The sequence below is a fragment of the Novosphingobium sp. BL-S-33 genome (assembly GCF_056857025.1).
Genome location: NZ_CM166474.1, coordinates 2,719,261 through 2,744,932, shown reverse-complemented (window position 1 = coordinate 2,744,932; position 25,672 = coordinate 2,719,261). Strand labels below are relative to the sequence as shown.

22 protein-coding genes are annotated in these 25,672 nt (G+C 64.0%); 9 read left to right on the top strand and 13 right to left on the bottom strand.

The features are described from left to right. Positions 1-5 precede the first annotated feature (5 nt). Genes AC1VVM_RS12805 through AC1VVM_RS12795 form a run of 3 tightly spaced genes read left to right on the top strand, consistent with a single transcriptional unit; the run spans position 6 to position 2,707 of the window. Positions 6-785 (top strand): type III pantothenate kinase, encoded by a 780-nt coding sequence (locus tag AC1VVM_RS12805; protein ID WP_482904230.1) that lies wholly within the window; start codon positions 6-8, stop codon positions 783-785. Further along, complete coding sequence (locus AC1VVM_RS12800; RefSeq protein ID WP_482904229.1) at positions 782-2,407, top strand: ribonuclease J; 1,626 nt, start codon at positions 782-784, stop codon at positions 2,405-2,407. The genes AC1VVM_RS12805 and AC1VVM_RS12800 overlap by 4 nt, the downstream gene beginning before the upstream one ends. Before the next feature lie 9 nt (positions 2,408-2,416). After that, complete coding sequence (locus AC1VVM_RS12795; RefSeq protein WP_132385787.1) at positions 2,417-2,707, top strand: DUF1467 family protein; 291 nt, start codon at positions 2,417-2,419, stop codon at positions 2,705-2,707. Between the two features lie 51 nt (positions 2,708-2,758). Here AC1VVM_RS12795 and AC1VVM_RS12790 read toward each other — a convergent pair whose 3' ends face one another. After that, the gene (locus AC1VVM_RS12790; RefSeq protein WP_482904228.1) at positions 2,759-5,317 is read right to left on the bottom strand and encodes a coiled-coil domain-containing protein; all 2,559 of its coding nucleotides are present in this window, start codon (positions 5,315-5,317) and stop codon (positions 2,759-2,761) included. 150 nt (positions 5,318-5,467) lie between these two features. Here AC1VVM_RS12790 and AC1VVM_RS12785 point away from each other — a divergent pair, with 150 nt between their 5' ends. The 4 genes from AC1VVM_RS12785 (at position 5,468) to AC1VVM_RS12770 (ending at position 9,417) form a co-directional block, all read left to right on the top strand. Beyond that, the gene (locus AC1VVM_RS12785) at positions 5,468-5,770 is read left to right on the top strand and encodes an Hpt domain-containing protein (RefSeq protein WP_482904227.1); all 303 of its coding nucleotides are present in this window, start codon (positions 5,468-5,470) and stop codon (positions 5,768-5,770) included. A gap of 90 nt (positions 5,771-5,860) precedes the next feature. After that, positions 5,861-7,042, top strand: a complete 1,182-nt coding sequence (locus tag AC1VVM_RS12780; protein ID WP_482955128.1) for a hypothetical protein — start codon at positions 5,861-5,863, stop codon at positions 7,040-7,042. Between the two features lie 36 nt (positions 7,043-7,078). After that, positions 7,079-8,023 carry a hypothetical protein gene (locus tag AC1VVM_RS12775; RefSeq protein WP_482904225.1) on the top strand — a complete coding sequence of 315 codons (945 nt, stop codon included), beginning with the start codon at positions 7,079-7,081 and terminating at the stop codon, positions 8,021-8,023. Next, positions 8,023-9,417, top strand: coding sequence for a sensor histidine kinase (locus tag AC1VVM_RS12770; protein ID WP_482904224.1), 1,395 nt, complete (start codon positions 8,023-8,025; stop codon positions 9,415-9,417). Before AC1VVM_RS12775 ends, AC1VVM_RS12770 begins: the two co-directional genes overlap by 1 nt. 85 nt (positions 9,418-9,502) lie before the next feature. Here the strand turns inward: AC1VVM_RS12770 and AC1VVM_RS12765 are convergent, their stop codons facing one another. From AC1VVM_RS12765 to gltX, 3 genes are all read right to left on the bottom strand, one after another. After that, entirely contained in the window at positions 9,503-9,730 is a 228-nt protein-coding gene (locus AC1VVM_RS12765) for a hypothetical protein (protein ID WP_482904223.1), read from the bottom strand. 147 nt (positions 9,731-9,877) lie between these two features. Beyond that, positions 9,878-11,161, bottom strand: a complete 1,284-nt coding sequence (locus AC1VVM_RS12760) for a citrate synthase (RefSeq protein WP_132385471.1) — start codon at positions 11,159-11,161, stop codon at positions 9,878-9,880. A gap of 13 nt (positions 11,162-11,174) precedes the next feature. Continuing rightward, the gene (gene gltX / locus AC1VVM_RS12755) at positions 11,175-12,629 is read right to left on the bottom strand and encodes a glutamate--tRNA ligase (RefSeq protein ID WP_482955127.1); all 1,455 of its coding nucleotides are present in this window, start codon (positions 12,627-12,629) and stop codon (positions 11,175-11,177) included. Between gltX and AC1VVM_RS12750 the strand changes: the two genes are divergently transcribed. Further along, positions 12,611-14,860 carry a ComEC/Rec2 family competence protein gene (locus AC1VVM_RS12750; protein ID WP_482955126.1) on the top strand — a complete coding sequence of 750 codons (2,250 nt, stop codon included), beginning with the start codon at positions 12,611-12,613 and terminating at the stop codon, positions 14,858-14,860. The two genes, gltX and AC1VVM_RS12750, sit on opposite strands and share 19 nt — an antisense overlap. 132 nt (positions 14,861-14,992) lie before the next feature. On the opposite strand, the gene lexA is transcribed toward AC1VVM_RS12750, so the two are convergent. The 3 genes from lexA to moaC all read right to left on the bottom strand — a co-directional run bounded on the left by lexA (position 14,993) and on the right by moaC (position 17,499). Next, positions 14,993-15,682 (bottom strand): transcriptional repressor LexA, encoded by a 690-nt coding sequence (gene lexA / locus AC1VVM_RS12745; RefSeq protein ID WP_482904221.1) that lies wholly within the window; start codon positions 15,680-15,682, stop codon positions 14,993-14,995. Between the two features lie 114 nt (positions 15,683-15,796). Further along, complete coding sequence (locus tag AC1VVM_RS12740) at positions 15,797-17,017, bottom strand: molybdopterin molybdotransferase MoeA (protein ID WP_482904220.1); 1,221 nt, start codon at positions 17,015-17,017, stop codon at positions 15,797-15,799. Then, positions 17,017-17,499, bottom strand: coding sequence for a cyclic pyranopterin monophosphate synthase MoaC (moaC, locus tag AC1VVM_RS12735; RefSeq protein ID WP_482904219.1), 483 nt, complete (start codon positions 17,497-17,499; stop codon positions 17,017-17,019). The genes AC1VVM_RS12740 and moaC overlap by 1 nt, the downstream gene beginning before the upstream one ends. A gap of 219 nt (positions 17,500-17,718) precedes the next feature. Between moaC and AC1VVM_RS12730 the strand changes: the two genes are divergently transcribed. Next, on the top strand, positions 17,719-18,624 hold the full coding sequence (locus tag AC1VVM_RS12730; protein WP_482955125.1) for an AraC family transcriptional regulator: 906 nt from the start codon (positions 17,719-17,721) through the stop codon (positions 18,622-18,624). A gap of 12 nt (positions 18,625-18,636) precedes the next feature. Here the strand turns inward: AC1VVM_RS12730 and trpC are convergent, their stop codons facing one another. The 6 genes from trpC to AC1VVM_RS12700 are packed head-to-tail and all read right to left on the bottom strand — an operon-like array spanning position 18,637 to position 25,373. After that, positions 18,637-19,428 carry an indole-3-glycerol phosphate synthase TrpC gene (trpC, locus tag AC1VVM_RS12725; protein WP_482904217.1) on the bottom strand — a complete coding sequence of 264 codons (792 nt, stop codon included), beginning with the start codon at positions 19,426-19,428 and terminating at the stop codon, positions 18,637-18,639. Between the two features lie 19 nt (positions 19,429-19,447). Continuing rightward, complete coding sequence (gene trpD, locus AC1VVM_RS12720) at positions 19,448-20,440, bottom strand: anthranilate phosphoribosyltransferase (RefSeq protein ID WP_482905102.1); 993 nt, start codon at positions 20,438-20,440, stop codon at positions 19,448-19,450. A gap of 5 nt (positions 20,441-20,445) precedes the next feature. Further along, positions 20,446-21,045, bottom strand: a complete 600-nt coding sequence (locus tag AC1VVM_RS12715; protein WP_482955124.1) for an anthranilate synthase component II — start codon at positions 21,043-21,045, stop codon at positions 20,446-20,448. After that, positions 21,042-21,854, bottom strand: a complete 813-nt coding sequence (locus AC1VVM_RS12710; RefSeq protein ID WP_482955123.1) for a phosphodiester glycosidase family protein — start codon at positions 21,852-21,854, stop codon at positions 21,042-21,044. The genes AC1VVM_RS12715 and AC1VVM_RS12710 overlap by 4 nt, the downstream gene beginning before the upstream one ends. Continuing rightward, positions 21,851-23,362: an anthranilate synthase component I family protein gene (locus tag AC1VVM_RS12705; protein ID WP_482904214.1), complete on the bottom strand. Its 1,512-nt coding sequence runs from the start codon at positions 23,360-23,362 to the stop codon at positions 21,851-21,853. The genes AC1VVM_RS12710 and AC1VVM_RS12705 overlap by 4 nt, the downstream gene beginning before the upstream one ends. A gap of 40 nt (positions 23,363-23,402) precedes the next feature. Next, positions 23,403-25,373 carry a peptidylprolyl isomerase gene (locus tag AC1VVM_RS12700; protein WP_482904213.1) on the bottom strand — a complete coding sequence of 657 codons (1,971 nt, stop codon included), beginning with the start codon at positions 25,371-25,373 and terminating at the stop codon, positions 23,403-23,405. Positions 25,374-25,672: the final 299 nt, after the last annotated feature.

Sequence of the window (25,672 nt, the reverse complement as noted above, 5' to 3'; positions counted from 1 at the left end):
TTCCGATGCTGCTCGCGATCGATGCCGGCAATACCAATGTCGTTTTCGCGCTCTTCGAAGGGCGCACGCTGCGAGGCCGCTGGCGCATTGCGACCGATCCGCGCCGTACGGGCGACGAATATGCGGTCTGGCTGATGCAGTTGCTGGCGATCCGCGGCGTCGATCCCAAGGCGGTGGACAGCATCATCATCTCCACTGTGGTGCCGCGCGCGCTGCACAATCTGGAGATCCTCTGCCGCCACTATTTCGAAGTGGAGCCGCTGATCGCGGGGCAAGGCAAGGCCGACTACGCGATCGATATCGACGTTGACGAGCCGCGCTCGCTGGGTGCCGACCGTGCGGTCAATGCGATTGCCGCGCATGAACGCCACGGCGGCGATCTTATCGTCGTCGATTTTGGCACGGCCACGACTTTGGACGTGGTTGACTATCATGGCGCCTACAAAGGTGGCATTATCGCGCCGGGCATCAATCTTTCGCTGGACGCGCTGGTCGGCAATACCGCCAAGCTCCCGCGCATTGCCATCGCCGTGCCGCAGAGCAAGTCGGTGATCGGCCGCAATACCGAAGACCAGATGCTGATCGGGGTATTCTGGGGCTACGTCGCCATGATGGAAGGCCTGATTGCCCGCATGCGTGCGGAAATCGGCCGTCCCGCCAAAGTAATCGCCACCGGCGGTCTCGCCGTTCTGTTCGACAAGGCGACGGACATCTTCGATGCCGTCGATGCCGACCTGACGCTTGAGGGCCTCGCCATACTTGCCGAGAGGGCTGTAAAGAAGTGATACCGGGTAACGAACTGCTGTTTTGCGCGCTGGGTGGTTCCGGCGAGATTGGCATGAACGTCAATCTCTATGGCTGCCAGGGCAAGTGGCTGATGGTCGATCTCGGCATGACTTTCGGCATGAACGAGTACCCGGGCGTCGATCTCGTCTTCGCGGACCTCGAATTCATCGAGGATGAGCGCGAGAACCTGCTGGGCATCGTCCTGACCCATGCGCACGAAGACCACATCGGCGCGGTACCCTATTTCGCCGAGGCGCTCGACGTACCGATTTATGCGACCCCTTTCACCGCGCGTCTTGTCGCGGCGAAGCTGGAGGAAGCGGGCATCCTCGGTGAGGTCGAACTGATCGTGGTCGAGGATCTCGAACGCTTCGAACTCGGGCCGTTCGGTATCCGCTATGTGCCGCTGGCGCATTCGATCGCGGAAGGCAACGCGCTGCTGATCGACACGCCTTACGGCAAGATTTTCCACACCGGCGACTGGAAGCTCGATGACGAGCCGCAAGTTGGCACGCCGACGACCGCGGAAGAATTGACGGCGATCGGTGACGAGGGCGTGCTCGCGCTCGTCTGCGATTCGACTAACGTGTTCAATCCGCAGGCGTCGGGCTCCGAAGGCGAGGTCTATCGTGGGCTGCTGGAGGAAGTGAAGTCGCATCGCGGCAGGCGTGTGCTCGTCACGACTTTCGCCTCCAATGTGGCGCGGCTTCAGACGCTGGGCGATGTGGCCCGCAAGACCGGGCGCAAGCTCTGCGTGGCCGGGCGTTCGCTGGATCGAATCATCGAGACGGCAAAAGCCAGCGGCTATCTGGAGAAGCTGCCCGAACTGATCGACATCGATACCGCGATGGACCTGCCGCGCGGCGAGGTCCTGATCGTCGCCACCGGCGGGCAGGGCGAGGCGCGTGCGGCGCTGGCGCGTATTTCGGAGGGCAACCATCCGATCAAGCTTGAAGCGGGCGATGTCGTATTGTTCTCGAGCCGCCAGATCCCCGGCAACGAGATCGCCATCGGCCGCATCCAGAACCGTCTTTCGGATTCCGGCATAGTTATCGTCACCGACCGCCAGAGCACCATCCACGTATCCGGACATCCCGGCCGTCCGGAGCTTCAGGCACTCTATGGCTGGATCCGGCCCGAAATCCTTGTTCCGGTTCACGGAGAGGTACGGCACATGCGCGAACAGGCGCGGCTTGGTCTCGCGAGCGGTATTCCCAAGGCCCTGTTCCAGAAAAATGGCGACCTCGTGCGCCTTGCGCCAAGCCATCCCGGAAAATTCGGTGAAGTGCGCTCGGGCCGCCTGGTGCTCGATGGCGATATCATCGCGCCCGCGGATGGCGATGCGATGGTGATGCGCCGCCGGATTTCCTTCAACGGCGTGGTCTCGGTCGCAGCCGACCGGAAGGGCAACGTGCAGGTTGCCGCAATCGGGTTGCCGCTCGATGAGGACTACGAGAAGTTCGTCGAAGAAGCGCAGCAGGATGTCGTCAATGCGCTTGGCAGGGCGAAGAAGTCTGACCGCGAAGTTCGGGTCGAGGCGGCGCGGCTTGCCGCGCGCCGGGCAGCGACGCGCTGGTCCGGAAAGAAGCCGCAAGTGCAGGTTCTGCTGCTGGAGGATTGAGCGATGGCCATGCAATGGACTTCGATGATTGCGATTTACGGCCTGTTCTGGGTCCTGGCCGCGTTCCTCGTCATGCCGTTCGGCCTGCGCACACCCGATGAGGTGACGGGCTATCGGGTCGAGAAGGGGCACGCCAACAGTGCGCCGGTGAACTTCCGCCCGAAGCTTATCGCCAAGCGCGCCACGGTCCTGGGACTGGTGCTTTTCGGGCTCTATTACATGAATTACGCCGAGCAGTGGGTCACTGCCGACGATCTCAATGTTTTCGGGCAGCCGCCGGTGAAAGATATCGGCTACTGATCCTGGAAGGTCGGACGCGAGGCTGTTCCAGCCTTGCGGCTCCGGCCCAAATCAATTGCGCAGCCGCTCGATAGCCTGTGCCAGCGCCACGTAAAGCTTGCCCATGTCCGATGAGAGCAGGGTGACGCCCAAGGCATTGCCGTCGCGTGTCGAAAGTACCTGACGCAGGATCGCCTCGAAATCGTGGATGTAGCGGCTGACGTGCTCGCGGAAGGCAGTCTCGTGCTCGAACAGATGCTGGATCGACTTGACCTCGCCCGCATCGAGCAGGGCTACCGCGCGGCGCGTGAAGATGCCGCGATCGCCGCGAAGATAGGCAGCCCAGGCCGTATCGGATACGTCGGCCGAGAGCGACGTGGCAATGTCGATCGCGTTCGAATTGAGCGACTCGGTAATGAGCGCGACGCGCCGGGCAAAATCGTTGTCGATTTCCTCTTCGGCCCGTTCGCGCGCTTGGGCGACGCGGTTTTCCAGGTTGCCGACGAGTTCGTCCACTTTCGCAAGCTGGTCGCGAAGCTGGATCGTGGCCTCGCGCGTGGCGCCCGAAGCATGGGCGACGGCCTGATCCAACTGGCCGGTCACTTCCGCCACACGCTGGCGCATGGCCTTGTCGATGGCCTGTGCGCTTTCGTCACCAAGCTCTTGCGCCACGCGGGCGATGCGCTCGGCACTATCGCCCTCGATGGCTTCGACAGATCCCGCAAGCGCTGCCTGCAAAGCCGAAACGGCATCGCGAAGCTCGCCTTGCGCCTTTCCGGCGGCATCGTCCGTGGCGATTTCGATGGCGGAGACCGACTGGCGCAGTTCGTCCAGCAGCTTACCGTGAGCGGTACCGCTGCGTGCCAGTTCGGCTTGTGCCTCGGCAAGCTCGGTGGTGAGGGCCTTGAGGCCGAGACCGGAAGTCTCGATCGTCCCGGCGAGTTCCAGGCCATTGCCGGCCGATTCCCTCAGCGATGCGAGGAGGGCGGCGATCCCCGCTTGGAGGCGATTCAGCCGATCCTCGGATAGGGCGAGGGATTCGGGCAAGTCATTGTGGGCATATCGTGCGCTGCCCTGAATCAGTTCGAGCAGGCGGACGCTGGCTTGGGTGAGCGATTCCACATCGCCATCGGTCGCCGCAAGCGTTGCCCGAGCGGCGGTGAGGCGTTCAGTGAGCGAGCCGAGGCTGCCGGTGAGGCGGCTCTCGATATTTTCGCTGGTGACAGCAATGGCATCGAACCGGGCCTGATAGCGCTCCAGTTCAGCGGTGATAGCACCGGCCCGCTCGCCCAGCGTCGCGGCTTGCAGGCGATGGCGTTCGAGCCTTTCGGAAATCCCCGCGTCAAGATCGCCGAGCATGGCTTCGATGCGGGTAATCGCGGCCCGTTCGAGTTCGGACTGGCGTGACTGGCGCGCATCGAGTTCCGCAGCGAGCCGCTCACGGCGAGCTGCAATTGTGCCGTCGAGTTGCTCGGCATCGGCAGCGATGGCGTTCAATGAGGCCTTGAGCGCGCCGATAGTGGCGTCCTGTGTACGGGTGATGCCACGGCCGACTTCGCGCTGCTCGTCCTCAAGCTCTTCCAGCGCCTTCCGCCAGTCTTCCGCGGCGCGACCCTCGCTGTCACGCAGCGCGCGGGAAACGACATCGCTCTCCTCACGCAGGGCGATGAGCCGGGCGCGCAGGGAGGTGAGGCTCTCTTCCTCATGCCGATCGAGTTGTGCGCGCGTTTCGGCGATCTCGGTTTCCAGCGCGTTGGCGCGCGTGCGGATACCCGCGAGTGCTTCCACCTCATGCCGTTCGAGTTCGGTGCGGAACGCCTCGCCACGTTCGTTCAGAACGGTGAAGCGTTCGTCCGCCAGCGTGCCCATGCGGTCGGTGCGGGTGGTGAATTCGTCGAGCGCTGTCGCCACCGCTTCACGCAGGCGCGAGACCTGCCGTTCGCTGGCGGAGCCGAACTCGTTGAGGCGGTTGAAACCGTTGATCATGTCCTCAAGCTGGACATGCGCCGCCCGGCCGGCGTTGCCGATGTTATTGGTGACGTCCTTGGCAGAGCTGGCGATCACGGGGAGCTGGCTGCGCAGCTTCTCCATGTTGTCGAGCGCGGTCGCGCTGACAGTGCTGATCGAATCAACCTGGCCGCCATTTTCGCGGATAAGATCCTGCAATCGTTCGGCATTTTGCGAAAGACGCTCGGTAGCGATGCGGCCCAATGCTTCAAGATCGCGGGACTGCGCGGCCACGAACTCCCGCGCGAGGCTCAGCTCGCGGTTCACGGCAGTCAGCCGCTTTTCGAGATTCGCGGATTCGCGCGACAGCGTCCGTGCGACATCGCCGAAGCGTTTACCTTCGCGCGCGCTGTGGCGCATGGCAAGCAGCCAGACGAGGCCGATCAGCAGCAAGGGAACCGCCCAGGTCGTCACCATCGCCGGGATCGCCACCAGTGGCAGGCTATTCAGGAGCGGCCATTGCGATCCCAGGAAGAAACCGGTCCAGGCTGCGGCGGTAAAGGCGGCGAGGGCAGGCAGCAGCCACTTTGGCGCACCGGTTCCACGCGTCAACGCTGCCGGCGCCAGCGCGCGATGCCATTCTTCCTGCGACAGGGGCATGGCATCGCCTTCGTTTTCCGTCATGGGAGGCTGCGAAACCGCTGCGGCATCGCCATTTTCACTATGGTTCGCGCCGAACGCGATGATCCTGTTTTCCCCGGACATGGCGGCAGGATACCATGTGTGATCCTCCAATAAACCCCACTTTAACCCTTCTCGGATTAAGCTGGGGAAATGGCATATGAAGCAGGTGCACTCGAAGCAACGCTGTCGGCAGCGGCAGGCGGGGACGCGGATCTTTTCGCGGAACTGCGCGCGTCTTACGTCGAAAGCGTGGACCGGCAAGTGGATCTGCTCGTGCGCGCCCGCTGCGACGGAAACTGGCAAATGGCGGCGATGCGGCTCAAGGGCATCGCGGCCAGCTTCCACAGCGCCTCGCTGCTGATGCTGGCCGATGAGGCGTTGGACGCGGCTCCGGGCGACCCGGCGGTGGTTCGCCGCCTTCGTGCTTATATCGCCGAGTTTTCCGCCGACTGATTGCAGGCATACGCTTGGCACTCGCGCGTCCCATGTTTACATGGTGCGGGGTCGCTGGAGGGTTACAAGCTGCGCATCGCATTGCTGGCCATGACGGAGCCCGCGGGAGCGGGTCAGCCGGTCCCACGCGCGTTCCTGCGTGTGGGCGGGGCTATGCTTGCCCGGCACCAGCTTGGCCTTGCGCTGGCTATGGATTGCCAGAGGGTGATCTGCATCGCGCGCGGCGCTTCGCCGGAACTCATCGCGCTTCAGCACGCGGCTGAGGATGCCGGGCTGCAATTCTACATTTCTACCGGTTCCCGCCCGCTTTCCGGGCTGGTAACCGCCAATGACGAACTCGTCGTCGTCAGCGAGGGGCTCTTTGCCGAGCCGGCGCGCGCGGTTTCGCTGTTCGACGGGCCCGCCCCGGCGGTGCTGGTTCAACCCGTTGAAGGCGCGCTGGCCGAAGGGTTCGAGCGGATCGATCTCAATCGGGCGGGGGCCGGGCTGATGCAGATTCCCGGGCGCCTGGTCGAGCACCTTCACGAACTTCCTGCCGATTGCGACGTGCCTTCCGCGCTGATGCGTATCGCACTGCAATCCGGCATTCCGATGCGCGAGATACCCGCCGATGCAAGGGCTGGGGCGAACTGGCGCATGATTCGCACCGAGGCTGAGGCGCACGCGGTCGAAACCGAGTGGTTGCGCACACGGTTCGGCGAAGGGGAGCCGATGTCTCCGGGGCAAGCGATTGCGCGCCAAGGCGTAGTGGCGTTCGGCTCTTCGCTGCTTCACGCCGGCAATGCGAGCAATGCTCTGAGCGCCGCGGTTCTTGTGGTGCTGGCGATTTCCGGCGGTCTTGCGTGGTTTGGGACGCTTTCGGTCGCGTTTCTGTTCGCATCGCTCGGCGCTATCCTTGTCGAGGCGAGCCGACTGATCCGCTCTGCCGAACGTCAGGCGCTGGGGCAGCTTCCTCCCGCGATTCCGCGAGCCCACGTACTCGGTTGGGCGATTGATGCGACTTTTGGACTTCTGATTCTCGCCAGTGTCCCCCGGCTTTTCGGCGAAAGCCTTCTGTCCTGGATGTTTCCTCCCACAATGTTGATGATGTTGTTGGCCTTGGTGCCGCGCGTCGTCAGCGGGCCGGCAACGCGGCTTGCGGGGGACAGGGCGCTGCTTGGCGTTGTGCTGGCGTTTGCTGCCGGTTTCGGGCAGGTTGAACCCATTGTGGAGGTTCTGGCAGTTGCTCTGGTCATCCTTGGCATGGCTCTTCCGCTGCGCAGAAAAGGCTAACCGGGGCTTAACCAAATACAGGGTATTAAGGGACGGATGATCGACAATGCTGTCCATCCGGCCAACGTGGAGAACGTCGAGGCCGTGCTGCGCGCCGAACTGGCGCGGGGCGACGCATTGGCGGCAAGCGTCCAGCCCGTCCTTCGGCATTTGCTGACGGCACAGGATGGCGCGCTGTTCAGTGACGAGATCCTTGCGCGGGTGCGCGGCATGTTGGGTGACCTGGCCGGGGCGCTGCTCGAAACGCCGGGCGGGCTGCCCGCACAGGGTAGCGAGGAGCACGAGGCGCTTGTGCTGGCCTTGATGGACCAGCGCGCACTGTTGGGCCACGTTCACGCACTCGCGCTGGAATGGCGTCTGACCGAATGCTTGCAGGCCCGCATGGCGCTCGACCCCGTCGTTTCGCCGCTGCTCCAGTCGCTCGTTTCTTCCGAGAACGAGGGCGTTCAGGCCCTCGCGATGACATGGCTTGCGGCGCAGGCGCGTTGGTGTCAGGCGCAGCGCCGGATGGGGCTGCCGTTCACCGAACTGCCGGGCGAACTTCTGCACGGGGCGCTTCAGGCACTCCGTATCGCGTTGTCCGGTACGGCCGATGCGGGCGCGAGGATTGCCGCGACCGAAGCTGCGGTCAGACTACGCTATGAAGAGGGGGCTAGCCGCCTTGGCCTTGCTGCGCAGCTCGTCATGGGGCTGGGCAATCATGTGGACGACGCGCTGGCGATCGACCACGGCGGTCTGGCACTGTTCCTCACCGCGCTGGCGCTGCGATCCGGACTTGGGCGCGATGCGCTGGTGCTGTCCACCCATGAGGCGCAGGCTGCGCGGCTTGCACTGGCACTTCGGGCCGCAGGGCTTTCGGCCGCCGAAGTCACGCGCCAGATGCTGGTGTTCCATCCCGGCCAGATCCTGCCCGAGGTGTTCGACGAGATCGGCGGGGACATGGCAGCGATCATCCTGGCAACGGGACGTCTGGGGGGCTGATGCTCGCCATCGGCAACATCGTGGCTCGTGCCGAATGTGACGCGCAGGACCGCCTGACGCGCGCTGACGAGCCGCTGGCCGGATTGCAGACGCGGTGCGGCGGCGCGGTTCCTGGTGCGATTGCGGTGCCGGAACTCCTCGATATCGTCCGCAAGGCCCGGAGTTACGGCTTCCGCCTGGCACGCGCAATTACGGCCTTTGATGGCGCCGAACTCGTAACAGCCTGGGTGGAGATCCAGCCGCTCTTCGGCGAGGACGATTCGGACGAGGCCGGATGTTGCGAGATCGTCGTCCGCAACTGGCAGACGACGCAAGTGGCTGTCGAGGACACCGCAGCTTCCGACCGCCGCCGTACGATGATCGACCGGCACCTTGCCGAGTTGACGGCGCGGCTTGACGGCGCGCAGCGGGTGCTTTCGGTTGAGACCGACAGTCCCGAACTCGCAGGCGTTGCCGCAGCCATGGCGGGCGGACTTGGCAAGCCCTGGACCGATTTCGTGCCGCCGGAAAACTTTACGCAGCGTCAGCCGCTGCATTGGCGCCTGCTCGACGGGGCCCGGGTCTGCGTGGTGGGTTCGCAGAGGCCTTGGCGAGTGGCGCTTGTTCCGCAGTTCCAGCCGGGTTTTGATCCGACCGGGTTCGAACTGCTGCTGGTTTCGGATGCGCCTTCGGCACCGTTGCCGACAGTGCATTCGCCGGCCGAGCCGCTCATGCGGCGCAGTCTGGTGGGACAGGATCTCGCGCCGGTGCTGCGGCAGCCGATCGCTCGGATCATCGCCAATGCGGAGACGATCCGCACGCGGCTCGCTGGGCCGTTGCCTGATGCCTACGCTGAATATGCCGGCGAGATCGCGGGGGCGGGCAAGCTCCTGCTCGGCTTGCTTGAGGACCTGGCCGACCTCGAAGTCGTCGAATCCGACAATTTCGACACGATCCCCGACCATATCGATCTTTCCGAAGTTGCCCGGCAGGGCGCGGGAATTCTCAATGTGCGTGCGCAGGAAAAGGGTATCAGGGTCGAGGCGCCGCACTGGACCGAGAGCCTGCCAGCCATCGCTGAATTCCGCCGCGTTCTACAGATCATGCTGAACCTGATCGGCAATGCGGTCCGCTATTCGCCCGAAGGCTCACAAGTCTGGATCAGGCTGGATTCGCTTGATGGGCGGGCTTACGTGACGGTGGCTGACCAGGGGCCGGGCTTGGCGCTTGAGGATCAGGAGCGTGTCTTCGAGAAGTTCGAACGCCTGGGTCGCAGCGGGGATGGTGGTTCTGGGCTTGGTCTTTACATTTCGCGGTGCCTGGCGCGTGCCATGGGCGGCGACCTTACCGTGGAGAGCGCTCCAGGGCAGGGTGCGCGGTTCATTCTTGAACTGCCGGCCGACCGCGATGCCTGACGATTCAGTTCAGGTCGAGCCGAGATGGTTCGATCATTGCATTGATTTAAAATAATAATGCCAGAATAGGCTGCGGCGAAATGGCCTAGAGCCGGTTGTCGCTGCTGCTGCGCCCGTTATTTCGCCACGCCAGCCACAGCAGAATCGCGCCAACACAGACCATGACGGCACCGCGAACGGCCCAACCGCGATCGTCTATCATGAAGCTGTTTGCGGGCCAGAGCACCAGTCCGGTCCCCTGTCCGACCCAAAGCACGCCCAGCGCTACGGCCAGGAAGCCGATGATGCAGGCGAGAATTCTCAAGAACAGCATGGTAATTGCCCCATAATGGCCCAGTGGCTGTGTAGTAACAACTTGCGGCCAATTTGTGGCTTTCGCAACAATATCCTTGATTCGTAGAGCAACAAAAAAAGGCCCCCGCTTTCGCGAGGGCCTTTGATCTTGTCCGATGCGCCGGGATCAGCGCTGATTCATCGGCACGTAATCGCGCTGCGTCGGGCCGGTGTAGAGCTGACGCGGGCGGCCGATCTTCTGGCCTGGATCCGAGATCATTTCGTTCCACTGCGCGACCCAGCCCACGGTGCGGGCAAGGGCGAAGAGCGCCGTGAACATCGTGGTCGGGAAGCCGATGGCCGAGAGGATGATGCCCGAGTAGAAGTCCACGTTCGGGAACAGCTTCTTCTCTACGAAGTACGGATCGTTCAGCGCGATCTCTTCAAGGCGCAGTGCGGTCTCGAAGAGCGGGTCGGTAACCTTGAGCGCGTCGAACACTTCGCGGACGGTCTTCTGCATGACCGTGGCGCGCGGATCGTAGTTCTTGTAGACGCGGTGACCGAAGCCCATCAGGCGGAACGGATCGTTCTTGTCCTTCGCACGCTCGATATAGTGCGGGATCTTGTCCGGCGTACCGATTTCCTTGAGCATGTTGAGCGCGGCTTCGTTCGCGCCGCCATGTGCAGGGCCCCAGAGGCAGGCGATGCCGGCCGCGATGCACGCGAACGGATTGGCGCCCGACGAACCGGCAAGACGCACGGTCGAGGTCGAGGCGTTCTGCTCGTGGTCGGCGTGGAGGATGAAGATACGGTCCATCGCCTTTTCGACGGCGGGGATCACTTCATATTCTTCCGCCGGCACGCCGAAGGTCATGCGCAGGAAGTTGCCGGTGTAGCTCAGCTTGTTGTCCGGGTAGAGGAAAGGCTGGCCAACCGAGTACTTGTATGCCGCAGCGGCGATCGTCGGCATCTTGGCGATCAGGCGGTGCGAGCTGATCTTGCGGTGCTCCGGATCCGAAATGTCGGTCGAGTCGTGGTAGAACGCCGAAAGAGCGCCGACCACGCCGCACATGATCGCCATCGGGTGGGCGTCACGGCGGAAGCCGCGGTAGAACGTCGCCAGCTGCTCGTGGAGCATGGTGTGGCGCGTGATGGTGTTGGTGAACGTGTCGAGTTCGCCGCCATTGGGCAGCTCGCCGTTCAGCAGGAGGTAGCAGACCTCCATGAACGAGGAGTTCTCGGCCAGCTGGCCGATCGGATAACCGCGGTGCAGAAGGACGCCTTCGTCACCGTCGATATAGGTGAGCGCGCTCTCGCAGCTGGCCGTCGACGTGAAGCCGGGGTCGTACGTGAACTTGCCCGTCTGGGCGTAGAGCTTCCGGATATCGATTACATCCGGGCCGACACTGCCCTTGAGCACGGGATAATCGAATTCCGTGCCACCAGCATTCAGTTTGACCTGATCACCCACCAGTTCTTACTCCTTATATTTGCGTTCCGGCCGCCACGTCCGCCTGCGCGCCAATGCGAGCAAGGCTTTCGTCCCGACCGAGCAGAACCAAGACGTCGAAAATGCCCGGAGAGGTCGTTTGACCGGTCAGGGCGGCTCGCAGCGGTTGTGCGAGCTTGCCGAGGCCCAGTCCCAGCTCCTCGGCCATTGCCTTGAGGTTGGCTTCCAACGCCTCGAGGGTCCATTCGGACTCTCCCGAGAGACGTTCATGCATTACGGCAAGGCGCGTACGCGCTTCGTCGGTCAGCAGCGCCTGCGCCTTCTCGCTCATGGCGAGCGGGCGCTTGGCGAATAGGAAGGCCGCGCCTTCGGCAAGTTCGTTGAGGTCCTTTGCGCGGACCTTCAGCACCGGCATGGCCCGCGTCAGCAGGGTCATGTCCGGATTGTCACAGCCTGCTGCCTCAAGGCGCGGCAGGACGAGGCCGGCAAGCCGGGCGTCATCCGCTTCGCGCAGGTAGTGGCCGTTGAGATTTTGCAGCTTGGCAATGTCGAAACGCGAGGGCGACTTGCCGACATCGGCCATGTCGAACCATTCAACAGCCTTTTCGCGGCTGATGAACTCCTCGTCGCCGTGACCCCAGCCGAGCCGCAGCAGATAATTGAACAGCGCTTCGGGCAGGATGCCCATCTCATCGCGATAGGAATCGACGCCCAGCGCGCCGTGGCGCTTGGAAAGCTTGGCGCCATCCGAGCCATGGATCAGCGGCACGTGGCCATAGACCGGCACGTCCCAGCCCATGCCGTGGATGATCACGAGCTGGCGGAAGGCATTGTTGAGATGATCGTCGCCGCGCAGGACGTGCGTGACGCCCATGTCGTTATCGTCGACCACGACTGCCAGCATATAAGTCGGCGTTCCGTCCGAACGCAGGATCACGAAATCGTCGATCTCCTCGTTCTTCACGGTAACTTCGCCCTGGACCAGGTCCTGGATCGTCGTTTCACCCTCGCGCGGCGCCTTGATGCGCACGACATAGGGCTTTTCTGCGGGCCAGGCCGAGGGATCGGCGTCGCGCCATTCGCTGTCGATGCGGAACGGGCGGCGCTCTTCCTGTGCCTTCTGACGGCGTTCGGCGAGTTCCTCGCTCGTCAGGTAGCAGCGATAGGCGTGCCCCTTGGCGATGAGTTCGTCTGCGACTTGTGCGTGCCGATCCGAGCGGGCGAACTGGAACACTGCCGGTTCGTCGCCGCCGAGGCCCAGCCAGTTCAGCCCGTCGAAAATCGCCTCGATCGCCGGTTCGGTTGAGCGGGCGCGGTCGGTGTCCTCGATGCGCAGGAGGTACTTGCCGCCATGGTGGCGGGCATAGAGCCAGTTGAACAGCGCCGTACGAGCGCCGCCGATGTGCAGGAAACCCGTGGGCGAGGGGGCAAAGCGCGTGACGACGGGCTTTCTGTCCGTCTGTCCGCTCGATGCGCTACCGCTTGCCATTGTTATCACCTTCCGTCCTTATGTCGGCCATGGCCAGCCTAGCCGCCACGACCGATGATCCCGTTTTTCCGGCCTCTGCCGGAGGCGCTGCGTTGCAGCATCGCCCATGGATCAGCCAGAGCCACATGTCGAGGTGTTTGGTCGGTGTCGAGTGTTTTCTTTCGAACTGCGGTTTCGACAAGGCGCCGTGGCTTACAGTGGGCTTTGGGGCCGGAATTGCGGGCTGGTTTGGGCTGCCCCGGCCTCTCTATTGGATTGCATTTTGCGCAACTTGTGCGGCTACCGCAACTGCTGCCAGCGTCTGGCGGCACGGTCGGGCCAACTTTCCGCTGGTGCGACGTGCGGTCATGTCGATGGCGCTGGCTTTGCTGTTCGGTTGCCTGGCCGTGTGGGGCCGTTCCGAGCTGGTTGGCGCGGCGCCGATTTCGCGCTCCTTATCGGGTACGTTCATGGCCCGCGTCCTGTCGGTGGAAGAGCGGCCGGCCCAGGAACAGCGCCGGTTTGTGGTGGCAATGCGGGAGCCGGCGACCGGCCGTGCGATAATGGCGCGGGTGACTGTGCCCAATCGATTCGGCGCTCTGCACGCCCATTCGGGATCACAATCGCAAGTCGGGCCGGGCGCGTTGATCCGCTTCCGTGGCAGGCTGGTTCCGCCGGCTTCTCCGCTCATCCCAGGGGGGTACGATTTTGCTCAGGCAGCGTGGTTTGCGGGCCTTTCCGCAACGGGCAGCGTCCTCGCGCCGATTGAGGTCTTGAACGCCGGAACGGGGGGAGACCTTTTGGCTGCCTGGCGGGAAGATCTGAGCGGTCATATCCAATCGAGGCTACCGAGCGGCAGTGCAGGTATCGCCGTGGCATTGGTTACCGGAGACATGGGGAGCATTTCCCAGCAGGATGGGCAGGCCATGCGCGATGCCGGGCTGGCGCATCTGCTTTCGATCAGCGGTCTGCACGTCAGTGCGGTTATCGGCGCCGTCTATTTTCTGGTGCTTCGCCTGCTGGCGCTTTCGCCCGGATTGGCGTTGCGCTGGCGGCTTCCCATTCTGGCGGCAGGCGTGGGCGCACTCGCTGGCATCGCCTACACGTTGTTGACGGGATCGCAGGTGCCGAAGGTACGCTCCTGCGTGGGATCGCTCTTGGTGCTCACTGCACTGGCCATGGGGCGGGAGGCTTTGTCCGTCCGCCTACTGGCAGCCGGCGCCTTTGTTGTCATGCTGTTATGGCCCGAATCTCTTGCCGGGCCGAGCTTCCAGATGAGCTTTGCAGCGGTTCTGGCGCTGATCGTGGTGGCAAATGCCGGTCCGGTGAAGCGCTGGATGGCGCCGCGTGAGGAAAGCATTGTGATGCGCCTTCTGCGCGACATTGTCCTTACGCTGGTGACCGGGATCGCGATCGAAGCCGTACTCATGCCGATCGGCCTCTATCATTTCCATCGGGCGGGCGTGTACGGAGCCATGGCCAACATCGTGGCAATTCCGCTGACGACCTTCATCATCATGCCGCTGGTCGCTGGGGCCCTGTTGCTCGACATCGCCGGACTGGGCGCCCCAGTCTGGTGGCTGGCGAATTGGGCCATTGCACTGCTGCTGGACCTTGCTCACGGAACGGGAGGACTTCCCGGCGCCGTGAGGTTGTTCCCGACGATGGGAACGGGCCATTTCCTGCATTTCGTTGCGGGCGGACTTTGGTTTGCCTTGTGGCGTGGGAGAGTGCGATTTCTGGGGCTCGTTCCCGCAATCGCAGGTGCTCTTGGTCTGGCATTGCTGACGCCGCCGAACATCCTTGTTGCAGGCGACGGCCATTACGTGGGCGTGGTTGTCGACGGCGGAAGAAATCTGGCCCTCTTGCGCGAGAGCAAGAGCGATTATGCCATGGACAACTTCCTGGAAGTGGTCGGTCAGAGGAATGCTCCGCTTTCCCTGCCTCGGCGGCCGGAAGCACACTGCAATGCGGATTTCTGCGCGGTATCACTTGATCGTGGCGGCCGGACGTGGCGCGTACTGATAGCGCGCAGCGATGCCTATGTTCCTGTCCCGGCACTTTTGCGCGCGTGCAGTCAGGTCGATATCGTCATTGCAGATCGCCGCTTGCCAGGAAGTTGTCATCCCCATTGGCTCAGGATCGACCGACCTATGCTCAAGCAGACGGGCGGTCTCACCATCGACCTGTCTGGGCAGACAGTGCAGACCGTTGCCCAAGAGCAAGGCGGTCATGGCTGGTGGCGGCCTTAGAGCGTTTTTGAACAAGGCGGAATCACCTGACGACTCGGAAAACGCGACAAACCAAAAACTTGGAGCGTTTGATCCGATACAGTCGGATCAAACGCTCCAGATCGTCGTAGATGCAGGATTTCGCTGCTCGCTTCAGTGATAGCGGCGCAGAATCCCAGCGAGTTTACCCTGCACCTGAACTTCATCCGCACCGTAAAGTTGGGCTGTATATGCCGCATTGGCCGGGTCGAGCCGCACCTTGGGGCCTTCGCGCCGCAGGTACTTTAGGGTTGCCTCTTCACCACGGATGAGGGCGACGACAATCTCGCCGTCACGCGCGGTATCGGTACGCTTCACGAGGGCCAGATCACCATCGAGAATTCCCGCCTCGATCATCGAGTCGCCCGAAACTTCAAGGGCGTAGTGGTCACCGGAACCAAGCAGGGCCGCCGGAACCGGCAGCATCGACTGACCCTCTATGGCCTCGATCGGCGCCCCGGCAGCGATACGGCCGTGCAGCGGAATCTCGATCACGTCGTTGGCCGGTTCGGGTGCCCGAGGAGCCGGACGCAGTGACGGCGCCGTCTCGCGCGGCGGCGCAGCTGCGGTAGTTGGCTTGCTATTGACGTCTTCGGGCTGGCGAAGAACTTCCAATGCCCGTGCGCGGTTGGGCAGGCGGCGGATAAAGCCGCGCTCTTCCAATGCCGAAATCAGGCGGTGCACGCCCGACTTCGACTTGAGGTCAAGTGCGTCCTTCATCTCTTCGAAGCTAGGCGAGACGCCGCTGTCTTCGAGCCGCACCTGAATGAACCGGAGCAATTCGTGCTGCTTGCGCGTCAACATCTGGCCTGCCTCACCTGCTGGGCCGCCGTCAGCGGCCTTGTTGCCATCGCGAAGAACACTTGCAGGTTCGTTCGCGAACAATGAGGGAACAATTAAGCAACGAATCCGGTAACGTCAAGCAATACCGCCATTCTGGAGCAAGTAGACTCGCACCGGATCGCCTGCCCCGGCAACTGGCGCACGCGCGGGGCGATCGATCAGGACATTGCTGGTGGCCAGCGAAGCCAGCGCGCCACTGTCCTGAACGACTTGCGGGGTGACGTTTTCTCCGTCCCACACGCCCCGCAGGAATTCGCGGCGATCGCCGGTCGCGGGTACGGGGCTTGTTAGCAGGGCGAGCATGGACATCGACGTCGGCCGGCCCGCGCCCAATAGCGCGCGCAGGACCGGCAGCAGGAAGTGATACGCGGTAATATGGCTGGAAACGGGGTTTCCGGGCAGTCCGATAACGAGTTGGCTGCGCCGGCCTTTGGCTTTCCGGGCGACCAGGATCGGCTTTCCCGGTTTGATCGCTACGCGCCAGAAATCGAGTTTGGCGCCCCAGGCTTCGAGCGCCGGGCGCACCAGGTCGTGCTCGCCGACGGAGGCGCCCCCGCTGGTGACGATCACGTCCGAATCCGCCGCCGTCTGGAATGCTTTGACCAGTGCTTCCAGTTGATCCTCGACCGGTCCGATCCTGTCGACTTTCACAGGCAGATTGCGCGCCATGGCGGCGAGCATGGCGCCATTGCTGGCGGGGATCTGATGCGGTTCGCAGCATTCCGGGTCGGAAGCCAGTTCGTCCCCGCTGTCGATCACTGTGAGGTGGGGAATGCGCCGGACAGGAAGGTGTTTGTGGCCGGCTGCCATTGCGAGCGCCGCCTGCGAGGATCCGATCCGAACGCCAAGTGGAAGGATTTCCTTGCCTTCGGGGAAGTCCATGCCGCGACGGCGTATGTGCTTGTGCGCAGGGATGGGTGCCTCGCCGGTTAGCGAGATGCGATGCTGTTCGCGGGACAGATCTTCCTGGAGGATGACCGCCTCGGCGCCCGCGGGCATCAGTGCGCCGGTGGAAATGCGCACGGCCTGACCCGGTGCCACGGTTGCGTCGTAGGGATGACCCGCCGCGCTCTCACCCACCACATGCCACGGGCCGGTGAGGTCTTCGGCGGTGACTGCGTAGCCATCCATCGCCGAGACATCTGCCGCCGGTTGGGTGCGGCGAGCCAGCATGGGTTCGGCAAGGTAGCGGCCCAGCGCACCCTCTATGTCAACGCGCTCGATCGGCAGGGGGTCGACAAGCGACAGCAGCTTGGCCTGTGCGTCTTCGAGCGAGAGCATTGGATGTCCGGCCATCAGGCAGTGCCTTCCAGAGTCCAGTGTCCCGACTTTCCGCCGCGTTTCTCGATGAGCCGGATTTCGCTGATAACCATGCCTTTATCGAGCGCCTTGGCCATGTCGTAAATTGTCAGAAGTGCGATGGAAGCTGCTGTAATAGCTTCCATTTCGACACCAGTTTTGCCGGTGAGGATGGCCGTGGCGGTTGCGCGGATGGCGCTGTCTTCGAAATGGAAATCCACGTTTACCGCATCAAGCATTAGCGGGTGGCACATGGGGATCAGATCGGCGGTCTTCTTGGCGGCCATGATCCCGGCGATGCGGGCTGTGCCAAGAACATCGCCCTTGGGCGCGTTTCCGAGGCGGATCGCTTCGAGGGCGTCCGGCGTCATGGAAATCCGGCCAGATGCCACGGCGAGGCGTTGGGTTTCGTCCTTGGCGCCGACATCGACCATGCGGGCGGTTCCATTCGAATCGATGTGGGTCAGGCTCTTGGTCATGTTCAGCCTTCGGCTTCCGCAAGGTGACTCAGTTTACATGGTCCTGAGAAAGATGCCGCAGCCGCGCCGGATCGCTGGATTCGCGCGGTTTTTCTGGAAGTTCTGCAAAGGTCCATGAAGGACCGATGGCAGATTTTGTGCGAGTAGGACAGGGATTGCGGCGCGATTATCGCAAGATCGATCAGGCAGGTATTTGGGTTTCGTGGCAGGACAGCCTGCATGACACGAAGCTCGAAACAGGATGAACATTCGCGCCGCCGCTATTTTGACCGGATGGCGCGCGTGGTCGAGCGGATCGATGCAGAGCAGGACGCGTCGCCGGACCTAGAAACGATCTCAGGATGGGCCGGATTCTCGCCGTACCATTTCCATCGTCAGTTCCGGGCGCTGAGCGGAATGCCGGTCCAGCGTTTCGTTCAGCTTTCGCGGTTGCATCGGGCGGGTACGAAGCTGGCCTATCAGCCCCGCACGCGGGTTACCGATGCCGCGCTGGATGCCGGTTACGAAGCGCCGGAAGCCTTTGCCCGCGCCTTTCGCGCGTGGATCGGTCAGACGCCTTCGGCTTTTCGCGCTGGGCCGGACTGGTTGGCATGGCAGGCCCTGAGCGACACACTCCAAGTGGCAAGGAACAGGACAATGGTTGAAACCACGGCAATCGACGATGTCGAGATTCGCGAATTTGCGCCGATGCGCGTGGCGGTCATGGAGCATCGCGGCGACATGGCAAAAATCGGCGACACGATCCGGAGATTCATCGACTGGCGGCAATCGGCGGGCTTCGTGCCGCCAGGCAGCCGCACGTTCAATCTCTTCCCGACCGTTCCGCGCACCACACCGATCGAGGATCATCTGGTCATGCTCTGCGCGTCGGTACCGGCATGGTTCGCCGGTGACAGCCCGGCCGGCGTGCGTGTAGATGAGATTCCCGGCGGTCGCTATGCGGTGCTGCCGATCACGGGCCCGGCAATGGACCTGGAGGAATCCGCGCTGTGGCTCTACCGCGAATGGTTGCCCGCCAGTGGCGAGAGCCTGCGCGATTATCCTCTTTTCTGCGAGCGCGTGCGCCTTTACCCGCAGTTTTCCGCGACCGAGGCGCTCACGGAAATGTTTCTGCCGCTGTCCTGACCGGCGCGCTGATCAGGCCCCGGTGAGCAGAGCCCGGGTTGCCGTTTCCACGTTCGCTTCGCGCATCAGGCTTTCACCAACAAGGAAGGTCCGCGCACCGCAACCTGAGAGTCTTTCGAGGTCGGCGTGAGTGTTGATGCCGCTTTCGCTGACCAGAAGCGTGCCCTCGGGCGCCAGTGGCGCAAGGCGTTCGGTGGTGGCGATGTCGGTGACGAAGCGCTTGAGATCGCGGTTGTTCACGCCGATCAGCCGCGACTTCAGGCGAGCGGCGCGCTCCATTTCAGCTTCGTTGTGAACTTCGACGAGGCAGTCCATGCCGCGTTCGTGGGCGGCGGCTTCGAGTTCGGCCATCAGCACGTCGTCAAGAGCGGCGACGATGATGAGAATGGCGTCGGCGCCGATCGAGCGGGCTTCGGCCACCTGCCAGGGATCGACCATGAAGTCCTTGCGGATCACCGGCAGCGTGCAGGCGGCGCGGGCGTCCATAAGGAAGTCCTCATGGCCCTGGAAGTAAGGCGCGTCGGTCAGGACCGAGAGGCAGGCGGCGCCGCCGCGCTCATAGGCGACGGCATGTTCTGCGGGACGAAAATCAGGACGAATCAGCCCTTTGGAAGGCGAAGCTTTCTTGATTTCTGCAATCAGGGCAAAGCCGTTTTGGGCCTTGGCACGCAGCGCCGCTTCAAAGCCGCGCGGGGCGCTCTGGTGCGCGGCGTGGGCATCAAGGTCGGCCATGGTGGCCACGGTCTTGCGCTCGGCAACTTCCTCGCGCTTGGTGTCGCAGATCTCGGTAAGCTTGTCGGACATCGTAAACCTTTCGCGCGGCTCAGCCCTTGAGCGCGGAAATCCAGCAGTTGAGCAGGGCATTGGCGAGGCCCTTGTCGATGGCTTCGGCCGCTTCCTCGACGCCTTCGCGCCAGGTCTCAGCCTCACCGGCGACGATCAGGGCACCGGCCGCATTGAGCAGCACGGCATCGCGATAGGCGCCGTGTTCGCCCATGAGCAGGCGGCGCAGGGCTTCCGCATTGTAGGCCGCGTCGCCGCCACGGATCGCGCCGACGGGTGAGACGGGCAAGCCGACATCCTCGGGCCCGACGCGGCGCATCGAGAGTTCGCCGTGCCGGATCTCGGCCACTTCGTTGCCGCCCGCGAGGCTGAGTTCATCCAGCCCTTCGTCGCCTGAGATGACGAAGGAGTGATCGCTGCCAAGGCTCATCAGTGCTTCGGCGTAGATCGGCACATAGGCCGGGCGGGCGATACCGACGAGCTGGCGGCGCACATTCGCCGGGTTGGCTAGCGGGCCCATCAGGTTGAAGATGGTGCGGCGGCCGATCGCCTTGCGGATCGGCATGATCCTGCCCATCGAGGGATGGTGGCGGGCGGCGAAGAGGAAGCAGATGCCGAGGTCGCCGAGTGTCTCTTCCGCCGTCTCGGCCGCGCGGTCGAGATTGAGACCGAGCGCTTCCAGCGTGTCCGCCGCGCCGGCCTTGGAACTGGCGGCGCGGTTGCCGTGCTTGGCGACCGGCACGCCACAGGCCGCGACGACCAGCGAAACCGCCGTCGAGACGTTGAGCGTGTGGTGACCGTCGCCGCCGGTGCCGCAGACGTCGATGGCGTTTGCAGGGGCATCGATCGGGATCATGCGGGTTCGCATGGCGCGCGCGGCGCCGGCGATCTCGCTCGCCGTCTCTCCGCGCTCGGTCAGAGCGAGGAGGAAGCGGACCACGGCGTCGTCGCCCACGCGGCCATCGAGAATGGCACCGAAGGCCTCTTCGGCTTCGGCTTCCTCGATGGGATGAAGGGGATCGGGCAGGATCATCGTCGTCATGCCGCGGCGAGCCGTGCGGGCATTCGGGCTTCGATGCCGCAGAGGTTCAGGAAATTCGCCAGCATCGCGTGGCCGTGCTGGGTAGCGATGCTTTCCGGGTGGAACTGCACGCCGTGGATCGGCAGCGCCGTATGGCGGAAGCCCATGACGTGGCCGTCATCGGAGCGGGCATTGATCGTCAGCGTCTCGGGAACGTCCTCGACGATCAGCGAGTGATAGCGCGTGGCGGTGAAGGGCGAGGGCAGTCCTGCGAACAGCCCGGTGGCGTCATGCGTCACGGCCGAGGTCTTGCCGTGCATCAGTCCGCCGCGCACGACTTTACCGCCGAAATACTGGCCGATCGACTGATGGCCAAGGCAGACGCCGAGCAGCGGCTTTCCGGCATCGGCGGCTGCGCCCACGAGGTCGAGGCTGATGCCTGCCTCATTCGGGGTGCAGGGGCCGGGCGAGATCAGGAAGCCCCGCGCGCCGCTGGAGATCGCCTGCCCGGCCGAAAGCGCGTCGTTGCGCACGACTTCGACTTCGGCGCCCAGTTCCATCAGGTAGTGGACCAGATTCCAGGTGAAGCTGTCGTAATTGTCGATGACGAGGATCATGATCCAGCCTTTCCAGAATTGGCCCCGATAGCGGCCTTTGCGCTTTTCTCGACAACGATCAAGGGGCCGAGCGGCGGACCGCCGTCGACACGCCCGTGATCAGGGTCCCAAAGCGAGGAGACGCTGCCGTCGAGAAACAGCGCGTTGGGGCAATCCAGCTTGTCGCGAAACAGCCGGGCGAGCTTGCCGAACGAGACCGGCTCATCCGAGATCACGAAATGGGCCCGCCCTTGCCGGTCGACACCAACGGCATTGCGCAGCTTGAGCGATTGGCCGTCTTCATCGATCCGGGGATGAAGCTTGCCGTCGATCACCAGCATTGGACCGGACTGCGTGCCGAAGTCGGGGCGATGGTTCACTTTGCTCGCGAACTGGTCGGTCGTGCGGATCTGCCAGTGTCCGGCGGCATCGCCGAAGAATACGCCGTTGGGCAAGAGGTGGAAATTGCCCCAGCCCTTGTTGGTGTTGAGCGTATGGACGCGCTCGCCCTCGATCGCGGCATAGCCGATCGGCTTGCCGTCCCCGTCGAACATGCCGCCGTTCATCGCGAAGGCGACTGCCGGGCTGCCCGACGGCCGCCCGACCGCAAGCTGCGAGAGGCTGCGATAGGGCGCGCCGTTCTTCGGCCCCAGAACGAGGTGGATCGTATGGCGGCCGGGCGTGGCAGTGCAGTGCGTGAAGCTCGCGCCTTCGAAGCTGGCGCCCTCGCATGGCGGCGGCGGTGGGGCTTCCGCTCGCCGCTGCGGTTGCTGAGCGCCCGAGGAACAGGCAGCGAGGGTTAGCGCAGCCGCAAGAGCGGCGGCCCTCATTGGCCGAAGCCCGGCTCTCCCGCCACGCGGATGGCCTCGCGCGCGGCGGCGAACAGGGCGCCGGACTTGGCCTCGCACTCACGCTGTTCGTAAGCGGGATCGCTGTCGGCAACGATGCCCGCACCGGCCTGGACGTGAAGCACGCCGTCCTTGAGCACGCCGGTGCGCAGGACGATGCACGAGTCGACGGAGCCGTCGGGCGCGAAATAGCCCACGCCGCCAGCATAGGCGCCGCGCGTTTCGGGTTCGAGGCTGGCGATGATCTCACAGGCGCGGACCTTGGGTGCGCCCGAGACGGTGCCTGCCGGGAAGCCCGCGAACACCGCGTCGATGGCGTCGTGCTTGGCCGTGTCGAGCTGGCCGATCACGTTCGAGACGATGTGCATGACGTGGCTGTAGCGCTCGATCGTGTAGCTGTCCGTCACTTCGACGCTGCCGGCGGCGGCGACCCGGCCAACGTCGTTGCGGCCAAGGTCGAGCAGCATGAGATGCTCGGCGCGTTCCTTGGGATCGGCGAGCAGGCTCACTTCGTTGGCCTTGTCCTCGGAGACGGTCTTTCCGCGCGGGCGCGTGCCGGCGATCGGGCGGATCGTCACTTCGCCCTCGCGAACGCGGACGAGGATCTCCGGGCTCGATCCGATCAGCGCGAAGCCTGGCAGGTCGAGGAAGTAGAGGAACGGAGACGGGTTCACGCGCCGGAGCGAGCGGTAAAGCGCGATCGGCGGGAGCGGGAATTCGCAGGTAAAGCGCTGGGCCAGCACGACCTGGAAGATGTCGCCCGCCTCGATGTAGTCCTTGGCGCGCGTGACCATGGCTTCGTAGTCGGCGGCGGCCATCATCGGCGTCCGTACCGGCTCGGGAAGGTCCGTCACGGCGGGCGCCACCGGGACAGGCGCGGAAAGCTTGCGCAGCGCCTCATCGATGCGTTCGGCCGCCATATCCACAAGCGTTTCGGGCTTGCCGTTTTCGGGCCACAGCGGGGCGACGAAGAACAGCTCGTCGCCAAGCCGGTCGAAGATCAGGATCAGCGAGGGGCGGACGAAGAGCATGTCCGGCAGCGCCAGTTCACTCTGCGGTGCACGGGGCAGCTTTTCGACAAGACCGATGGTCTCGTAGCCGAAGTAACCGACCAGGCAGGCGAGAGCCTTGGGCAGCTCGGCCGGAACCTCGAAGCGGCACGATTCCACCAGTGCGCGCAATTCGGCGAGGGCATCGCCCGGGAGCGCCTCGAAGGCGTCCCGGTCATGCTGCCACTTGCGATTGATCGCGCAGGAGTGGCCATCGGCGCGGAACACCAGATCGGGATCGAGGCCAAGCAGGCTGTAGCGCCCGCGCGTCTCGCCGCCTTCCACCGATTCGAGCAGGAAGTCGCCGCGCCCTTCGGCAAAGAGCCTGAGCGCGGCCGCCACGGGCGTTTCGGTATCGGCGACGAGACGGCGCCAGAGCAGCGCGGGCTTACCCTCGCGCAGCCGTGACAATGCCTCTTCGCGATCCGATTCGCGCTTCATGCCGATGGGTGTCCTTCTTTGGGGGTTACGGGTTAATCGGTCAGTTCGCCGGCGTGGTGCCGCCAAGCTGGTCGCGCACCGTCTTGAATGCGGGGGCGTGCTTCTCGGAGCCGACCTGCTTGGTGATCGCCTTGGCGAGCGCGTCGGTATAGGCCGACCCGAGCTGGCTGGAGAGTTCGCGCTGCGTACCCTGCACGACAACCGGGTTGCCCTGGCTGGGTGTCTGGACGTCGTTGAGCGCGACGACGAACCAACCGCGTCCGCCACCGGCCGACTGCACCTTCACGGTGCCCTTGGCCATGTGGAACAGCAACGAGACCGGCGGCGGAACCTGACGGCCCTGGCGCATGGCTTCGGTCAGCATCGGGCGGCTCATGGCCACGTCCTGCACCGGCGGCAGCGTCTTGCCGAGCGCGGCGACGGCCTCGTTCAGCGACTTGCCGCTGCGCACGGCAGCCTGAACCTTGAGTGCGGCTGCCTTGGCGTCGACCGAACCCTTGTCGAGCTTCCACGCCTCGGTCACGTCGGTGACGATTTCCTTGAACGGGGCAGGGGCGGAGGGGGTGATATCGGTCACGTCATAGATGACGTAGCCGGCGGTGGTCGGAGCCGTTGTGCCCGGGGTGAGCTGGGCAAGCTGCGGCTTTTCCTGCTCCATCGAGAAAGCGGTCGAGAGGATCGGCTGAAGCTGGGCAGGAGCGGTTTCGCCGGGCTTGCCATAGACGGCGCCCGTAGCGGTGATGGGCTGGGTCGCGCCGACCGTAGCGCCGATCGCCTTGGCAACTTCGACAAGGCTCGCGCCGCTCGAGAACTGGTCGTCGATGCGCGAAAGCAGGTCGGTGAAGGCCGCGCGCTGCTTTTCTGCGGTGAGCTTGGTGACGATGTCGGCGCGAACGGCGGCGAGCGGACGCTCTGCGGTCTTCTGTTCCTGCTCGACACGGATCACGTGCCAGCCCAGCGCGCTCTTCTGCGGAGCGGTGAGCTTACCGGTCGGCGTCGCGAAGACGGCGTCGGCAACTGCCGGTGAGAACTGCGCGGAAAGCTGGTCGTGGCTGAAGAATTCGAGGTTGGCGGCCGAAAGGCCCTTTTCCTTGGCGGCCTGTTCCAGCGACTTGCCGCCGGCGACTTCGGCAACCACGGCCTTGGCGGCGGCTTCGGTCGGGACGATCAGCTGCGTGATCTTGCGGTCGTCACGTGCGGCATAAAGGGCGACCTTGTCCGCTTCGTAGCGCTTGGCGATTTCGGCATCAGTCGGCGCGGCGACGTTCTTGAGCGTGTCCTCGCCGAAGATGGCGTAACGGATCACGCGGCGTTCGGGGCGCACGAACAGGTTCGAGTGAGCCTTGTAGAACCTTTCGAGTTCGGCCTGCGACGGTGCCTGCGTGGGCGCAAATGCCATCGACGGCACGGTCACGACCTGACCCTTCCGGTTCTCTTCCAGCAGCGACGCGTAACGCGTGGCAAGCGAGAGCGGCATGGTCGCGCTGAACTGCGCAGGGATCATGAGCTGCTGGGCGATCAGGCCCTGGCTGAAATCGTCGCGCAGGGCCTGCTCGGGAATTCCCTTCTGCGCCAGCGCCTGCCGGAAGGTGGTCTGGCTGAACTTGCCGTCCACACCCTGGAATGCGGGGATCCGTGCGATTTCGCTGTCGATGAGGCGCTTGCTGGCAATAACGCCGTTATCGTTACCGAACACGGCAATCGCAGTGCGCGAGATGATCTCGTCGAGGATACGCTCAAGACCGCCCTCAGCGACCAGCATCTTCATCGTTGCTGTCGGGTTCTGGGCCCGGATCTGCTCAAGCTGCGAATTGGCAGCCGAGGTCAGCTCGGTGGCTTCGACATTCTTGCCGCCCACGGTGGCAACCGCCGTGGCGCTGCCCAGGCCTGCGGAGTTGCGCATGCCGTTGATGTCCCCGCCGGCAAAGGCGAGCGTGATGAGCACGAGTACCGCCAGGGCAATGCCGGCACCGATCTTGGACTTCAGGAAGTTACGGAAGAATGAGAGCATGGACCGGGCCGATCAGCGTGGAGAACGAATATACGGACAAGCGCAAAGGCGAAACCGATGCGGGCGCAGGCTTTAGGGGGCGCAATGCGATCCTGCAATGGCTGACCTGCAGTGGTTGGCGTGGAGAGTGCAGGGGTATGGCGCTCGCCGGGCGGCAACTCGGCGCAATTCGCCCCGTCCCGGCGGTTTTGCGTGTTCTGGGGCGGCGCGACTTTTGACAAGTCGGGCCCGGCTGCCTAGCAGCGCCCCGCAAGCGTTCGGCTGATTCCCGCCCTCGGCGGTAGAACTACGTGGCCGGA

What these genes read in the sequence shown, in the direction of transcription:
- AC1VVM_RS12805 (WP_482904230.1), top strand. Translation starts at nt 6, where the DNA reads ATGCTGCTCGCGATCGATGCCGGCAATACCAATGTCGTTTTCGCGCTC.
- AC1VVM_RS12795 (WP_132385787.1), top strand. Translation starts at nt 2,417, where the DNA reads ATGCAATGGACTTCGATGATTGCGATTTACGGCCTGTTCTGGGTCCTG.
- AC1VVM_RS12790 (WP_482904228.1), bottom strand. Translation starts at nt 5,317, where the DNA reads ATGACGGAAAACGAAGGCGATGCCATGCCCCTGTCGCAGGAAGAATGG.
- AC1VVM_RS12785 (WP_482904227.1), top strand. Translation starts at nt 5,468, where the DNA reads ATGGCATATGAAGCAGGTGCACTCGAAGCAACGCTGTCGGCAGCGGCA.
- AC1VVM_RS12780 (WP_482955128.1), top strand. Translation starts at nt 5,861, where the DNA reads ATGACGGAGCCCGCGGGAGCGGGTCAGCCGGTCCCACGCGCGTTCCTG.
- AC1VVM_RS12775 (WP_482904225.1), top strand. Translation starts at nt 7,079, where the DNA reads ATGATCGACAATGCTGTCCATCCGGCCAACGTGGAGAACGTCGAGGCC.
- AC1VVM_RS12770 (WP_482904224.1), top strand. Translation starts at nt 8,023, where the DNA reads ATGCTCGCCATCGGCAACATCGTGGCTCGTGCCGAATGTGACGCGCAG.
- AC1VVM_RS12765 (WP_482904223.1), bottom strand. Translation starts at nt 9,730, where the DNA reads ATGCTGTTCTTGAGAATTCTCGCCTGCATCATCGGCTTCCTGGCCGTA.
- AC1VVM_RS12750 (WP_482955126.1), top strand. Translation starts at nt 12,611, where the DNA reads ATGCGCTACCGCTTGCCATTGTTATCACCTTCCGTCCTTATGTCGGCC.
- gltX (WP_482955127.1), bottom strand. Translation starts at nt 12,629, where the DNA reads ATGGCAAGCGGTAGCGCATCGAGCGGACAGACGGACAGAAAGCCCGTC.
- lexA (WP_482904221.1), bottom strand. Translation starts at nt 15,682, where the DNA reads ATGTTGACGCGCAAGCAGCACGAATTGCTCCGGTTCATTCAGGTGCGG.
- AC1VVM_RS12740 (WP_482904220.1), bottom strand. Translation starts at nt 17,017, where the DNA reads ATGGCCGGACATCCAATGCTCTCGCTCGAAGACGCACAGGCCAAGCTG.
- moaC (WP_482904219.1), bottom strand. Translation starts at nt 17,499, where the DNA reads ATGACCAAGAGCCTGACCCACATCGATTCGAATGGAACCGCCCGCATG.
- AC1VVM_RS12730 (WP_482955125.1), top strand. Translation starts at nt 17,719, where the DNA reads ATGACACGAAGCTCGAAACAGGATGAACATTCGCGCCGCCGCTATTTT.
- trpC (WP_482904217.1), bottom strand. Translation starts at nt 19,428, where the DNA reads ATGTCCGACAAGCTTACCGAGATCTGCGACACCAAGCGCGAGGAAGTT.
- trpD (WP_482905102.1), bottom strand. Translation starts at nt 20,440, where the DNA reads ATGATCCTGCCCGATCCCCTTCATCCCATCGAGGAAGCCGAAGCCGAA.
- AC1VVM_RS12715 (WP_482955124.1), bottom strand. Translation starts at nt 21,045, where the DNA reads ATGATCCTCGTCATCGACAATTACGACAGCTTCACCTGGAATCTGGTC.
- AC1VVM_RS12710 (WP_482955123.1), bottom strand. Translation starts at nt 21,854, where the DNA reads ATGAGGGCCGCCGCTCTTGCGGCTGCGCTAACCCTCGCTGCCTGTTCC.
- AC1VVM_RS12705 (WP_482904214.1), bottom strand. Translation starts at nt 23,362, where the DNA reads ATGAAGCGCGAATCGGATCGCGAAGAGGCATTGTCACGGCTGCGCGAG.
- AC1VVM_RS12700 (WP_482904213.1), bottom strand. Translation starts at nt 25,373, where the DNA reads ATGCTCTCATTCTTCCGTAACTTCCTGAAGTCCAAGATCGGTGCCGGC.